The 14606-nt window shown below is 65.6% G+C and carries 12 protein-coding genes; 9 read left to right on the top strand and 3 right to left on the bottom strand.

Going from position 1 to position 14606, the window contains the following annotated elements:
* Nucleotides 1–2: 2 nt before the first annotated feature.
* Genes ssuC through BRAD285_RS04580 form a run of 3 tightly spaced genes read right to left on the bottom strand, consistent with a single transcriptional unit; the run spans nt 3 to nt 2971 of the window.
* Entirely contained in the window at nt 3–809 is an 807-nt protein-coding gene (ssuC, locus tag BRAD285_RS04590; RefSeq protein WP_006614927.1) for an aliphatic sulfonate ABC transporter permease SsuC, read from the bottom strand.
* On the bottom strand, nt 806–1981 hold the full coding sequence (gene ssuD / locus BRAD285_RS04585; protein ID WP_006614928.1) for an FMNH2-dependent alkanesulfonate monooxygenase: 1176 nt from the start codon (nt 1979–1981) through the stop codon (nt 806–808). Before ssuD ends, ssuC begins: the two co-directional genes overlap by 4 nt.
* 33 nt (nt 1982–2014) lie before the next feature.
* A complete protein-coding gene (locus BRAD285_RS04580; protein ID WP_006614929.1) occupies nt 2015–2971 on the bottom strand; it encodes an aliphatic sulfonate ABC transporter substrate-binding protein in 957 nt (318 codons plus the stop codon).
* A gap of 384 nt (nt 2972–3355) precedes the next feature.
* On the opposite strand from BRAD285_RS04580, the gene napE reads away from it, so the two are divergent.
* The 9 genes from napE (at nt 3356) to BRAD285_RS04535 (ending at nt 14421) form a co-directional block, all read left to right on the top strand.
* Complete coding sequence (gene napE / locus BRAD285_RS04575; protein ID WP_006614930.1) at nt 3356–3541, top strand: periplasmic nitrate reductase, NapE protein; 186 nt, start codon at nt 3356–3358, stop codon at nt 3539–3541.
* Nucleotides 3542–3556: 15 nt separating this feature from the next.
* Nucleotides 3557–3877 (top strand): chaperone NapD, encoded by a 321-nt coding sequence (locus tag BRAD285_RS04570; RefSeq protein ID WP_006614931.1) that lies wholly within the window; start codon nt 3557–3559, stop codon nt 3875–3877.
* Between the two features lie 15 nt (nt 3878–3892).
* Entirely contained in the window at nt 3893–6397 is a 2505-nt protein-coding gene (gene napA / locus BRAD285_RS04565) for a nitrate reductase catalytic subunit NapA (protein ID WP_006614932.1), read from the top strand.
* 1 nt (nt 6398) lies between these two features.
* Nucleotides 6399–6869, top strand: coding sequence for a nitrate reductase cytochrome c-type subunit (locus BRAD285_RS04560; protein WP_035648536.1), 471 nt, complete (start codon nt 6399–6401; stop codon nt 6867–6869).
* A complete protein-coding gene (locus tag BRAD285_RS04555; protein WP_006614934.1) occupies nt 6866–7528 on the top strand; it encodes a NapC/NirT family cytochrome c in 663 nt (220 codons plus the stop codon). Before BRAD285_RS04560 ends, BRAD285_RS04555 begins: the two co-directional genes overlap by 4 nt.
* A gap of 279 nt (nt 7529–7807) precedes the next feature.
* The gene (locus BRAD285_RS04550) at nt 7808–8917 is read left to right on the top strand and encodes an ATP-dependent RecD-like DNA helicase (RefSeq protein WP_006613983.1); all 1110 of its coding nucleotides are present in this window, start codon (nt 7808–7810) and stop codon (nt 8915–8917) included.
* 295 nt (nt 8918–9212) lie between these two features.
* On the top strand, nt 9213–10367 hold the full coding sequence (gene ppk2 / locus BRAD285_RS04545; RefSeq protein ID WP_006613984.1) for a polyphosphate kinase 2: 1155 nt from the start codon (nt 9213–9215) through the stop codon (nt 10365–10367).
* 166 nt (nt 10368–10533) lie between these two features.
* Entirely contained in the window at nt 10534–11928 is a 1395-nt protein-coding gene (locus tag BRAD285_RS04540; RefSeq protein ID WP_139020687.1) for a hypothetical protein, read from the top strand.
* A 270-nt stretch (nt 11929–12198) separates the two neighbouring features.
* Entirely contained in the window at nt 12199–14421 is a 2223-nt protein-coding gene (locus BRAD285_RS04535; RefSeq protein ID WP_006613986.1) for a glycosyltransferase family 41 protein, read from the top strand.
* Nucleotides 14422–14606: the final 185 nt, after the last annotated feature.

Below are 14606 nucleotides of genomic sequence, written 5' to 3'. Positions count from 1 at the left end.
CCTCAATGCTTGCTGAACGCCGGATGCCAGGACAGCGTCAGCCGCTCCAGCAGCCGCGAGGCGCTGTCGGCGACCTTGCCCAGCAGGGCGTAGATCAGGATGGAGAGCACGACGACGTCGATCTGCATGAACTCGCGTGCCTGCATCGCCATGTAGCCGAGCCCTGAGGACGCCGCGATCGTCTCGGCGACAATCAGGGTGAGCCACATGATGCCGAGCGCGAAGCGCAGGCCGACGAAGATCGACGGCAGCGCGCCGGGGAAGATCACGCGGCGAAACAGCTCGCCGTCCGTCATGCCGTAGACGCGGCCCATTTCAATGAGTTGCGGGTCGACCGTGCGAATCCCGTGCAGCGTGTTGAGATAGACCGGGAAGAACACGCCGAGCGCGACAAGGAACAGCTTGGCGCTCTCGTCGATGCCGAACCACAGGATGACCAGCGGGATCAGCGCCAGATGCGGCACGTTGCGCACCATCTGCAAGGTGGTGTCGGTGAGCTTCGACGACAGCTGCGACAGGCCGTTGGCGAGACCGAACGCGAAGCCGATGCTGCCGCCGATCAGGAAGCCGATCGAGGCGCGCCAGAAGCTGACCCAGATGTTGCGGCCGAGCTCACCCGACCACAACAGCTTCCAGCCGGCGCGCGCAACGTCGCTCGGCGCCGGCAGCACGCGCGGCGAAACCAGGCCGGCGACAGAGGCCGCCTGCCAGATCAGCAGGATCGCGAGCGGCACGAGCCAGGGCAGCAATCCATCCGCCTTGGGCACGGCGAGCTTGCGGACTTTAGGAAGACTTTCGATCAGGCTCATGACTGCGACGCCCGCTGCAGGGGGCGATGCTCGTTGGCGATGGTCTCGCCGAACGGACCCGTGTTCGCACGGAGCTTGGTGACGTTGCCGCCCTGCTCCACCGCATTCAGGCCGAGCTTGGGGAAGACCAGCTCGGCGAAGCGGTAGGCCTCTTCGAGATGCGGGTAGCCGGAGAGGATGAACGTATCGATGCCGATGTCCTGATACTCGCGGATGCGCGCCGCGACCGTGTCGGGATCGCCGACCAGCGCTGTGCCGGCACCGCCGCGCACCAGGCCGACGCCGGCCCAGAGGTTCGGGCTGATCTCGAGCTTGTCACGCCGGCCGCCATGCAACTGGGACATCCGCTGCTGCCCGACGGAATCCATCCGTGCGAAGATCTTCTGCGCCGAGGCAATCGTGTCGTCAGTAACGTGCTTGATGAGGTCGTCGGCCGCAGCCCACGCCTCCTCATTGGTCTCGCGGACAATGACATGGAGACGGATGCCGAACGACAGCTTGCGGCCACGCTTGTCGGCGACGGCCTTCACCTTGGCGACCTTGGCGGCGACATCGGCCGGCGGCTCTCCCCAAGTCAAATACTTCTCGACCGTGTCGACGGCGACGTCGATGCCCGCATCCGACGAGCCGCCGAAGAACAGCGGCGGACGCGGCGACTGAACCGGCGGGAACAGCAGCCGGCCGTCCTCGACCTTGATGTGCTTGCCGGAGAAGTTGACCGCCTCGCCTTCGAGCAGCTTGTTGTAGACGGTGAGGAATTCGCGGGTGACCTCGTAGCGCTCCTCATGCGACAGGAAGATGCCGTCTCCCTTGTTCTCCACGGGATCGCCACCGGTGACGACGTTGACGAGCAGCCGGCCATTGCTGACGCGGTCGAGCGTGGCGGTCATCCGCGCGGCCACCGCCGGCGACTGCAGACCGGGGCGCACCGCAACGAGATAGCGCAGCTTCTCGGTGAACGGCGCCACAGCCGAGGCGACGATCCAGGAGTCCTCGCAGCTGCGTCCTGTCGGGATCAGCACGCCGTAATAGCCGAGCTGATCGGCGGCCTGCGCGACCTGGCGCAGATAGTTGAAGTTGACCTCGCGGCCGCCCTGCGACGTGCCGAGATAGCGGCCGTCGCCATGGGTCGGCAGGAACCAGAGGACGTTGGGCTTTGAAGCGTTACTCATATCGATCTCTTTCGGACAGGTGTCGCGATGAAGTCAGGTGGACGGCGTCCACTTCCAGACGATGTCGGCGACGTTGACTTGCTTGGGAATGAGCCCGACGCGGGCGAAGCGATCCGCCACCGCCTGCTGGCTCTTGATGATCTCGTCGTCGATCGGCACCACGCTGTAAACCGAGCGGTCGACGAAGCGCCGGACAGCCTCGATGTCGACGCCGGTCGCCTCCGCCTGCGCCTTGGCAACTTCCTCGTGATGGCTGTTGGCCCACACGCCTTCAGCCGCGAAGGCGGCGTTCAGCTTGGCAACGATGGCCGGATACTTTTCGACGAAGTCGCTGCCGACGATGTAGAACGAGTTCGGCTTGTGCACGTCCTTGTCGAACACGATCGCGCGTGCGTTCTCCTTGATCTCGGCGAGTGCGAGATACGGATCCCAGATCGACCATGCGTCGACCGAGCCCTTGACGAAGGCCGCGGTGGCATCGGCCGGCGCGAGCGGCGCGGGCGTGATGTCGCTCCAGGCAATGCCGGCCTTTTCCAGCGCCGCGACCAGCAGATTGTGCGCGCTCGAGCCCTTGCCGAAGGCGATGCGCTTGCCCTTGAGATCGGCCAGCGTCTTGATCGGCGAGTCCTTGGGCACGATGATCGCCTGCGTGCTGCCGTTCTGCTTCACCGCAGCGGCGTAGCGGATCTTGGCGCTGGCGGCCTGAGCAAAGATCGGCGGCGCGTCGCCGACATAGCCGAAATCGACGCTGCCGACATTGATGGCTTCGAGCAGCGGCGGACCGAACTGGAAGTCGACCCAGACGATGTCGACGCCGAGAGGCTTGAACGTGGTCTCGATCGTGCGGCGCGCCCGCACCGCCGGGAAGAAGCCGCCCTTCTGGGTGCCGATGCGGATCTCCTTCGGCCTGTCCTCGGCGCGCAGCGGCGCCGCGCAAGCCATGACCGCAGCCGATGCCAATGACAGTTTCAGAAAATCACGACGCTCCATTGCCCTCTCCGCTCGGCTTGCGCATCCGCGTTGATGCGATGCAAGGGATGATGGTGGCGAGCCGAACGCGTGTCGAGCACCCCGGAAAAATAGCGATGCCGATCCTATCCGCACGCCGGCCGAGGGGATGTTCGTATCGACGCTGCCGCGCAAAGCAGCGAGAATTTCTCGGAAGGAAAGATGCGATCACGCGCCTTCACGGCTCATCAACCACGATGGTGATCGGGCCTGTCCGAATCCGCTCCAGGCGGTGCGCGGTTGTGGGCCCGGTTCCCGCGCCTTGATCCACGTCAACGCGGGTTCCGCCTGCTTGTCTTAGTCTAAACAATAGGCGCGGCCCGGATGCCGCAAACCCTCCCGTACCCCATAGCAGAGAATTCTCTCATGTCGCTCGTTGGCAGCGATGCGAACGCGCGTGCGCGTCGCAGACGCATGGAAGTTTTTGCCTTCCTCTTTCTCACCGCCGTGCTGATGCCCGCGCTCGCCGTCGCCACCGTGGGCTCCTACGGGCTGGCGGTGTGGGTCTACCAGATGATGGCCGGCCCCCCCGGCCCGCCCGCCGCGCACTGACAGGAAGGACGTCCCATGCTCAATCACCGCACCTCCTTCGACCGGCGCGCGCTGATCACCGGCCGCGTGCTGACCGCCGAGCCCGTGGTGACGCCGCCCGCGGGCGAGATCGCCAGCATCATCGTGCAGACCCGCCCGGATCAGCTCGACCGCGTCGCCGCCGACATTCTCGCGCTCGACGGCTGCGAGATCCACGCCCGCGACGTCAAAGGCAAGCTGATCGTCGTCGTCGATGCGCCCGACGCCGGCGCGCTCGGCGCCACCATGAACCGCATCGGGCTGCTGCCGAACGTGCATTCCGCCTGCCTCGTCTTCCACGCCATCGACGCCGGCTAACACCACGAGACTCCCATGACCGACATGAAGATCGATCGCCGCCAGATGCTCAAGCTGGAGGCCGCCGCGATTGCCGCAGCCGCTGCCGGCATGCCCGCCGCCGCACGCGCCGCGAACCTCGTCACCGAGCGCGAGCAGAGCGAGCTGAAATGGGACAAGGCCGCCTGCCGCTTCTGCGGCACCGGCTGCAGCGTGATGGTGGCGACCAAGGACAACCGCGTCGTCGCCACCCATGGCGACATCAAGGCCGAGGTCAATCGCGGCCTCAACTGCGTCAAGGGCTACTTCCTGTCGAAGATCATGTACGGCCATGATCGCCTGACGCATCCGATGCTGCGCAAGACGAACGGCAAGTACGACAAGAACGGCGAGTTCACGCCCGTCTCTTGGGACGAAGCCTTCGACATCATGGCGCTGAAGTTCAAGGACGCGCTGAAGAAGCGCGGCCCCTCCGGCGTCGGCATGTTCGGCTCCGGCCAGTGGACGATCTGGGAGGGCTATGCCGCCTCGAAACTGTTCAAGGCCGGATTCCGCACCAACAACATCGATCCGAATGCGCGGCACTGCATGGCCTCGGCGGTCGCCGGCATGATGCGCACCTTCGGCATCGACGAGCCTGCCGGCTGCTACGACGACATCGAGGCTACCGATGCGTTCGTGCTGTGGGGCTCCAACATGGCGGAGATGCACCCGATCCTGTGGACCCGCGTCACCGACCGCCGCCTGTCGGCGCCGCATGTCAAGGTCGCCGTGCTCTCGACCTTCGAGCACCGCTCGTTCGACCTTGCCGATGTCGGCATGGTGTTCAAGCCGCAGACCGACCTCTACATCCTCAACGCCATCGCCAACCACATCATCACGACCGGGCGCGTCAACAAGGACTTCGTCCAGGCGCACACCGTGTTCAAGAAGGGCCAGACCGACATCGGCTATGGCCTGCGCCCCGAGCATCCGCTGCAGAAGAAGGCCACGGGTGCCGCCAAGGCCAACGACGCCACCGACATTTCTTTCGATGAGTATGCCAAATTCGTCTCGGACTACACGCTGGAGAAGGCAGCGGAGATGTCGGGCGTGCCGTTGAACCGGCTGCAGGCGCTGGCCGAGCTCTATGCCGATCCCAAGACCAAGGTGGTCTCGTTCTGGACCATGGGCTTCAACCAGCACACCCGCGGTGTCTGGTGCAACAACCTCGTCTACAACATCCATCTCTTGACCGGAAAAATCTCCGAGGCCGGCAACAGCCCGTTCTCGCTGACCGGCCAGCCCTCGGCCTGCGGCACCGCGCGCGAGGTCGGCACCTTCTCGCATCGCCTGCCCGCCGACATGGTCGTCACCAACAAGGAGCACCGCACCAAGGCGGAGCACATCTGGCAGCTGCCGGAGGGCACGATCCCCGACAAGCCCGGCTACCACGCCGTGCTGCAAAGCCGGATGCTGAAGGACGGCCTGCTCAACGCCTATTGGGTGCAGGTCAACAACAACCTCCAGGCCGGCCCCAACGCCAACGAAGAAACCTATCCGGGCTTCCGCAACCCCGACAACTTCATCGTCGTCTCCGATGCCTACCCGTCGGTGACCGCGCTTGCTGCCGACCTCATCCTGCCAACCGCGATGTGGGTGGAGAAGGAAGGCGCCTATGGCAATGCCGAGCGCCGGACTCAGTTCTGGCACCAGCTGGTGTCGGCGCCGGGCGAGGCGCGCTCGGACCTGTGGCAGCTGATGGAGTTCTCCAAGCGCTTCAAGATTGAGGAAGTCTGGCCCGAGGAGCTGATCGCCAAGAAGCCGGAATATCGCGGCAAGACGCTGTTCGACGTGCTCTACAAGAACGGCCAAGTCGACAAATTCCCGCTCGACCAGATCGAAGCGGGTTACGCCAACGACGAGTCCAAGGCCTTCGGCTTCTACGTCCACAAGGGCCTGTTCGAGGAATACGCCTCCTTCGGCCGCGGCCACGGCCACGACCTCGCGCCGTTCGAGACCTATCACAAGGAGCGCGGCCTGCGCTGGCCGGTCGTCGACGGCAAGGAAACCCGCTGGCGTTTCCGCGAAGGCTCCGACCCTTACGTCAAGGCCGGCACCGGCGTGCAGTTCTACGGCTTCCCCGATGGCAAGGCGCGCATCTTCGCGCTGCCCTACGAGCCGCCGGCGGAATCGCCCGACAAGGACTATCCGTTCTGGCTGTCGACAGGGCGCGTCGTCGAGCATTGGCATTCCGGGACGATGACCCGTCGCGTGCCCGAGCTCTACAAGGCGTTCCCCGAAGCCGTCTGCTTCATGCATCCCGACGATGCGCAAGAGGCGAATTTGCGTCGCGGCGATGAAGTCAAGGTGGCCTCGCGGCGCGGCTTCATCCGCGCCCGCGTCGAAACCCGCGGCCGCGACAAGCCGCCGCGCGGGCTGGTGTTCGTGCCGTGGTTCGACGAATCCAAGCTGATCAACAAGGTGACGCTCGACGCCACCGATCCGATCTCGCTGCAGACCGACTACAAGAAATGCGCCGTGCGCATCGAGCGGGTGTGACATGATCAAGAAACTTGCCATGATGCTGCTCGCGGCCAGCTTAGCTGCCGGCTCGAGCGCCCTGCTCGCCCAGAGCGTCTCCTCCTCGCTGCGGGGTCCCGCGCCGCTCAACGAGGAAGGACCGGCGCCGCCGATGCAGCCGACCAAGAACACCGCCGAGAAGGAGGTGCGAAACTATCCGGAGCAGCCGCCGGTGATCCCGCATTCCATCGACGGCTATCAGGTCGACATGCAGGGCAACAAATGCCTGTCCTGCCATGCCCGCGCGCGCACCGCGGAGTCGAAGGCGCCGATGCTGTCGATCACCCATTTCATGGATCGCGACGGCCAGTTCCTCGCCTCGGTGTCGCCGCGGCGCTATTTCTGCACCCAGTGCCACGTGCCGCAGAGTGTCGCGACACCGCCGGTCAGCAACGATTTCGTCGATATCGACACGGTGCTGTCGCACGACAAGCCGGGTGCCAAGCGATGAGCAGCGCCGACATCCCGCAGGGGACGGGAACGCCGGCCCCCGAGAAACGCCTCGGCCTCGTCCGCCGCGCCTGGCAGTTCGTGCTCGACCTGATCGACGTGCTGCTCAAGCCAAGCTCGATCTTCGGCCTGGGCGTACTGGTGCTCGCCGGCTTCGTCGCCGGCGTGATCTTCTGGGGCGGCTTCAACACCGCGCTCGAGATCACCAACACCGAGAAGTTCTGCACCGGCTGTCACGAGATGAAGGACAACGTGTTCGCCGAGCTGAAATCGACCGTGCACTTCTCCAACCGCTCCGGCGTCCGCGCCTCCTGCCCGGACTGCCACGTGCCGCACAACTGGACCGACAAGATCGCGCGCAAGATGCAGGCCTCGAAGGAGGTCTGGGGCCATCTGTTCGGCTCGATCGACACCCGCGAGAAGTTCACTGACCGTAGGCTGGAGCTCGCGCTGCACGAATGGGCACGCTTCAAGGCGAATGACTCGCTGGAATGCCGCAACTGCCACAGCTCGCAGTCGATGGACATCACCAAGCAGTCTCCCCGCGCAGTCGAAGCCCACCAGCGCTTCCTCTTCACCGGCGAAAAGACCTGCATCGACTGCCACAAAGGCATCGCGCATCACCTGCCGGATATGCGCGGCGTGCCGGGCTGGCAGTAGCCTTTCTTGTGAATAGGCGAGCTTTCGCCGCACGCGAGGTCAACTCCCCTCCCCCTTGCGGGGAGGGGTTGGGGGTGGGGGTCTCAGCAGAGACTGCCCGAATGGACCCCCACCCCCGACCCCTCCCCGCAAGGGGGAGGGGGGCGCGCCGTCCGCGGGGCGCGATCTTGTGCTCTCTCGTCCGAATTGCACCTCACCCATTCCAGCTTGATCTCGCTGAAACAGCCCTTAGGTTCACGGAATGTCCCGAGTCGCCCCGCGGCTCCTTCCCCGTGAGCCATGACCACCTTCTCTCCCCATCAGGATTCTGCCCTCAAATCCGTCGCCGACTGGCTGAAAGAAAAGCCCGGCCGGAACGGCACGCCGCAGGTGTTCCGGCTGTTCGGCTATGCCGGAACCGGCAAGACCACGCTGGCCCGCCACATCGCCGAGGGCGTCGATGGCGAGGTCAAGTTCGCGGCGTTCACCGGCAAGGCGGCGCTGGTGATGCGCAGCAAGGGCTGTGACAACGCCTCGACGATCCACTCGCTGATCTACCGCGCGCAGGAGAGCGGCGAGGAGCAGCCGAACTTCGAACTGTGGGACGACGCGCCGGCCTCCAAGGCCAAGCTGATCATCATCGACGAATGCTCGATGGTCGATGCCGATCTCGGCCGCGACCTGCTCTCGTTCGACTGTCCGCTGCTGGTGCTCGGCGATCCCGCGCAGCTGCCGCCGGTCAAGGGCGGCGGCTTCTTCACCGACAGCGAGCCGGACGTGATGCTGACCGAGGTGCATCGCCAGGCGCAGGACGATCCGATCGTGCGGATGTCGATGGACGTGCGCGAGGGCAACACGCTCGATATCGGGCGCTACGGCGAGAGCGAGGTGGTGGAGCGCCGCGAGCTCGATCCGTCGCGCGTCATGGAGGCCGACCAGGTGCTGGTCGGCCGCAACGCCACCCGCCGCGCCTACAACAACCGCTTTCGCCAGCGCCTCGACATCGAGGACGCCCTGCCGGTCGCCGGCGACAAGCTGGTCTGCCTGCGCAACAACCGCAAGAAGGGCCTGTTCAATGGCGGCCTGTGGCGGGTGAAGTCGCGCGCGACCTCGAAGTCCAAGATCGTCACGATGCGCGTCGCTCCCGAGGAGGATTTCGGCCGCAAGGTCACCAAGGTCTCCGTGCGCGGCGAATGCTTCGCCGGTGGTATCGAGGACATCCCGTGGGAGCAGCGCAAGCCGTACGACGAGTTCGACTATGGCTACGTGCTGACCGTGCACAAATCGCAGGGCTCGCAATGGGACGACGTCGTGCTGTTCGACGAGAGCTTTGCGTTCCAGGAGAGCCGCGCCCGCTGGCTCTACACCGGGATCACGCGCGCCGCGAAGCGGCTCAGCATCGTGGTGTGAGCCGAATCGGGCCGCGTCGAACGATGTGTCCGGTTAGCGCTACGCTCTCACGGCATCGTCATGGCCGGGCGTGTCCCGGCCATCCACGTCGTTCCGCGCACTGGGAAGGACGTGGATGCCCGGGACAAGCCCGGGCATGACGGAGTAAATTAGCCACAGCCCTACCCGTAGTAGAGACCGTTGCGTGAATGTTGCGCGCGTAGCGGTACTACCCTGCCTTGTTCCCGCAAACCCTGCGACCCGTTGATCCAGGTCAAGCTGCCGCACGGCGCTTGGCGGATAAAAAACGATTCACATGTCTGTACATCACCAACAGGCGGGGCGGAATCGCATGGCAAATACCAGGACGACCAAGAGCAAGGCATCCAGTGGCCGGCGCGCGAGCGCCACGGCGCGAGTCGCGCGCAAGCAATCCGCAGCCCCGCTCGATCCGATTGCCCAGTCGCTGGTCGACGAGTCCATGCAGGCCGCACAGATCACCGAGTTGTCGGCATTCGAGAGCGTGCTGAACGGACCGCCGGCGCTGAACGCCGAGAGCGCGCCGATCAAGGCCATGCTCGACGGCGCCGCGCCTGATGACGCCAAGCTGATGAAGGCGCTGATCGACGGCAAGGCCAAGCGCGACAAGCGTCACACCTCCGACGAGCTCTCCGACAATTGGCGCCACGGCGGCTATCCCTACAAATACCGCATGCTCCGCAAGGATTATGAGGAGCAGAAATTCGTCCTGCAGACCGAGCTGTTGAAGCTGCAGAACTGGATGAAGGACGCCCGGCAGCGCCTCGTGCTCTTGTTCGAGGGCCGCGACGCTGCCGGCAAGGGCGGCGCCATCAAGCGCTTCATGGAGCATCTCAATCCGCGCGGCGCCCGCGTCGTCGCGCTCGACAAGCCGAGCGATGTCGAGCGCGGCCAATGGTACTTCCAGCGCTATGTCGAGCACCTGCCGACCTCAGGCGAGATCGTGCTGTTCGACCGCTCCTGGTACAACCGCGCCGGCGTCGAGCGCGTGATGGGGTTCTGCTCGCAGGTCGAATATGACGAGTTCCTGCGCCAGGTGCCGGAGTTCGAGCGCAACCTCGTGCGCAGCGGCATGCATCTCATCAAGTTCTGGTTCTCCGTGAGCCGCGAGGAGCAGCGCCGCCGCTTCAAGGAGCGCGAGGCGCATCCCTTGAAGCAGTGGAAGCTGTCGCCGATCGACACGGCGTCACTCGACAAATGGGACGACTACACCCGGGCCAAGGAGGCGATGTTCTTCTCCACCGATACCGCCGACTGCCCGTGGACGGTGATCAAGTCCGACGACAAGAAGCGCGCGCGCCTGAACGCGATGCGCTGCGTGCTGCACTCCCTGCCCTATGCCGGCAAGGACGTCTCCCGCATCGGCCACGTCGACGACCTCATCGTCGGCCGCGCCAGCGTCATCCATGAGCGCGAGGAGCACGCGAGCTGAGATCGGCGAGGCGACCGGAAGTGGGACGGCCGCCCGTGGGCGGCCGCTTTGCATTCGGGCCGTCCCAGGCAAAATACCAAATGTGAAGCAGCTCATCTTTTGAGCGAGCATTCCGCGATATTAATCCATCGGTTGATTCACGAAACTCCTTCCGATGGAGGTCAATTTGAAACAAACACTCATTGCATTGACCGCGCTGGCCTTGCTGCCCGTCGCGCTCGCACAGGCCCAGCAGGCGGAGACGTCGGCGGGTCCCGCCGTCAAAGGCCGTCAGTTCACGCCGCCGTCCTACGTGTTCAGCCCCGACATCCCGGCCGATCTGGTGACGCAGAATGTCGGCGCGATCGGGCTGCAGGTCTATGTCGACAACATGGCCTGGGATTCATTCATCGCGCTCAACTGGCCGGCGCCGAACCCGATCGTCGAGCGCGGCGTGCCGGACCGCGAGAACGTGATCGGCGGCTTCACCTACATGACCGAGGGCGGCCCGAAGACGATGCCGACCGGGCCCGTGGTGTGGGAGACCTACAAGGATTCCGACGACATCTATCTCGATCCGCCGGTCAGGCCGGCGCCGTTCGACGCCGCCGAGAAGATCCCACCGCAATGCCTGATCCAGGCCCGCGAAAATCCCGCCGCGGCGCGCCGCACGCTGGTGCGCACCGCCAAGATCAGCGACGTCCTGATTGCCGGCGACAAGGAGTCGGACGGCAACCGCCTCGTCGACCAAAACGGCCAGAACGTCTGGTACGAGGTCAAGCTCAACCGCGTCTATTACGACTACGTCGTCAGCAACAAGTTCTACGACAGCCGCAACCAGAGCGGCGCCAAGATCGCCTTCCCGGCCTCGTCCAACACCACCGACCGCTCCGCCACGGTGAAGGTCAAGGCGGCGTGGAAGGTGATGGGCGGCCCCGGCAGCAAGCAGCCCGACGATGCCACCCGCTTCTACACGACCGACGCACTGGTGTTCGATCCCGCGACCAAGCGCTGCGACGTCAGGAAGCTCGGCCTCGTCGGCCTGCATGTCGTGATCAAGACCGACCAGCTGCCGCAATGGATGTGGGCGACGTTCGAGCAGGTCGACAACGCGCCGACCCAGGGCCAGACGATTCCCACCGGCGCCAGGTACAATTTCTTCAATCCCGCCTGCACCGACTGCAAGGTCAACCAGCCGCCGGCCAAGGGCTCGAATACGCCGACGCAGGTGATGCGCGTGATCCCGCTCGACGACGTCGCAGCGCAGAAGAGCGTGCTCTATCAGACCGCGCTGAAGACGCTGCGCTCCGACAACGTCTGGCAGTATTACCGGCTGGTCAACGCGCAATGGGCCGGCAAGGGTGTGCCGATCGGCACGCCGACGCAGCCGCCCTTCCTCGCCAACACCACGCTCGAGACCTACATGCAGGGCCCGCAGCAGCCGAACGGCTGCATCAACTGCCATGGCAAGTTCGCCGGCACCAAGGACCTGGACTTCCAGCTGTTCGATGCCTATCCGCGCAAGTCGAAGCAGCTGATCGACCTGTTTCGCGTCCCCGGCGCGACGGCAATGAAGCCGTAGCACGCCTGCCAAGAGCAGCAGCCATGTCGTGGCGGAGCGGCGCCCCCCCTCCGCCACCGGCGTTAACCAATTGCTAACCATAAACCGGCCAAGCTTGCCGCGTCGCGCTGCGCGTGGCCGGCCGGCGGACAACCTGTCCGACATGTCCTCGCCGTGCGGCTGCCGACACGACGCCGCGATCGGCTCGCCCTGCGGATCCGCGGGGCGCCCCCGATGCGGCGACAAGTCGTTTCGAACGCGACACCGCAAAGTCCGCCCGGAGAATGAGCCTTGAGCACCGTCGGTTCGCGCGCCTTCCAGAAGGCACGGCAGGAAAAGAAACAGAAGAAGCTGGTCGAGACGCAGCTGACGGCAGCCTTTATCGCGTTCCGCGCCGGGCGCCAGGCCGACACGCAGGCGATCTGCGCCAAGCTCCTGCAGGAGGTGCCGGGCTGCTTCGAGGCCGTGCATCTGCTCGGCGTGTCGCTCGTGTCGTCGGCCCGCTTCGCCGAGGCCACCACGTTCCTGGCGCAGGCCGTCGCGCTCGAACCCAATTCGGCCGACGCGCAGTCCAATCTCGGCTGGGCGCTGGTCAATTGCGAGCGCTTCGAGGAGGCGCGCGCCGCGCTCGAGCGCTCGCTGGCGCTGCGGCCGAATGCGCCGATCACGCTGCGCAACCTGACCATCACGCTGCTGCGCCTGAAGCAGGGCGAGGCGGCGCTGGCGAGCGCGACGCGGGCGCTGGAGTTGAAGCCTGACGACGTCGATTCCTGGTGCAACCGCAGCGTCGCCGAGCTGATGCTGCGGCGCTGGGACGGCGCCGCCGCGAGCGCCGAGCAGGCGCTGGTGTTCAATCCGACCCATTTCGAGGCGCTGGTCAACAAGGGGCTGGCGCATCTCGAGCTGCATCATTTCGAGCAGGCCGAGGCGACCTTCAACACAGCCCTCGCCGCGCGTCCCATGCATGCCGAGTTGCTCGCGCATCGCGGCCGGCTCTACATGATCTCCGGACGCACCGCGGACGCCGAAGCCGACTATGACCGCGCCGTCGCGCTCGACCCGAACCTGCAGGTCGGCTGGCAGGGCAAGGCGCAGATCAGCCTGCTCAACGGCAACATCGCGCAGGCCATCGCGGCCTGCAAGCGCGTGCTCGACACCAATCCGAAGGCCCAGGTCGCGCTGACCCTGCTCGGCGCCTGCCGCGGCAAGCTCGGCGATGTCGCCGGCGCCGTCGCGCAGTTCGACCAGGCGCTGGAGGTGCAGCCGGACTACGACGAGGCGATCACCAAGAAGATCTTCTATCTCGACTTCCTGCCAGGCGCCGACTTCGCCGTGCAGCAGGCGGCGCGGCACTATTGGTGGGTCGCGATCGGCTCGAAATTTCCGCGCCGGACGCTGGCACCGCGCTCGCTCGATCCTATCCGGCGCATCGTCGTCGGCTATGTCTCGGCGGATTTCCGCACCCACTCGGCAGCGTTCGCTTTCCTGCCGGTGCTGCGCGGCCACGACAAGACGCAGGTGCAGGTGAACTGCTACTCGACCTCGCCGCGACACGACGCCTTCACGGAAAACTTCAAGTCCATCGCCGACGTCTGGGTCGAGGCCGCGAACCTTTCCGACGACGAGCTCGCCGACCGTATCCAGGCGGACGGCGTCGACATCCTGGTCGACCTCTCCGGGTACACCACGGGCACCCGCATGCCGGTGTTCGCGCGCAAGCCGGCGCCGATCCAGGTCACGGCCTGGGGCAGCGGCACCGGCACCGGCCTTGCCACCATGGACTACTTCTTCGCCGATCCGGTCACGGTGCCTGCGAGCGTCCGGCCGCTGTTCGCCGAGCGTGTCCACGATCTGCCGTCGGTGATCACGATCGATCCGCTGCTCGGCGTCACGCCGTCACCGCCGCCGATGCTGCAGAACGGCCATGTCACCTTCGGCGTCTACAACCGCATCGACAAGATCTCCGACGAGGCGATCGTGCTGTGGGCGCGGCTGCTCGCCGAGGTGCCGGACGCCAAGCTGGTGATCAAGCATCTCGCGCTCAACGATCCCCTGGTGCGCGACGGCCTGATCGGCCGCTTTGTCAGCCGCGGCGTGCCGGAAGCGCGCCTCGTCTGTCTCGGCGCCAGCGAGCGCAGCGAACATCTGAAATCCTACGAGCGCATCGACATCTCGCTCGATCCGTTCCCGCAGAACGGCGGCATCTCCACGTTCGAATCGCTCTACATGGGCGTTCCCGTCGTCGCCAAGCTCGGCGCCGGTGCGGCCTCGCGTGCGGCAGGGGGCATCCTGACCGCCGCGGGGCTGGCGGACTGGGTCGGCGACGACGACGACGGCTATATCCGCATCGCCAAGACCTTCGCCGCGCAGCCCGAGCTGTTGTCGAAGCTGCGCGCGGAGCTGCCCGGCATGGTGGCGCGCTCGCCGGCCGGCGACGTCGCCAACTACACGCGCTGTGTCGAATCGGCCTATCGGCAATTCTGGCAGACCTATTGCGCGAAGACCGGCGCATGATCGCACGCGCGGTCCGGACTGATCAGCTATGAGCCCGGCGATGTGAGTTGGCCGCGCCGCGATCGCACGATCGCGTGCGGGTCCTATGTCCGTGGCGTGCCACCCACAACCATTGGCTGCACAAGTTCCCACTGTGCCATTTTGACATAGACCGGAAATCGTCACGCCGCGATGTCGCCACTCGC

Origin of the sequence: Bradyrhizobium sp. ORS 285 (genome assembly GCF_900176205.1) — a bacterium.
Lineage (GTDB): Bacteria > Pseudomonadota > Alphaproteobacteria > Rhizobiales > Xanthobacteraceae > Bradyrhizobium.
The sequence above is the reverse complement of the archived record's forward strand: the minus strand, read 5'-3'. Positions and strand labels throughout refer to the sequence as shown.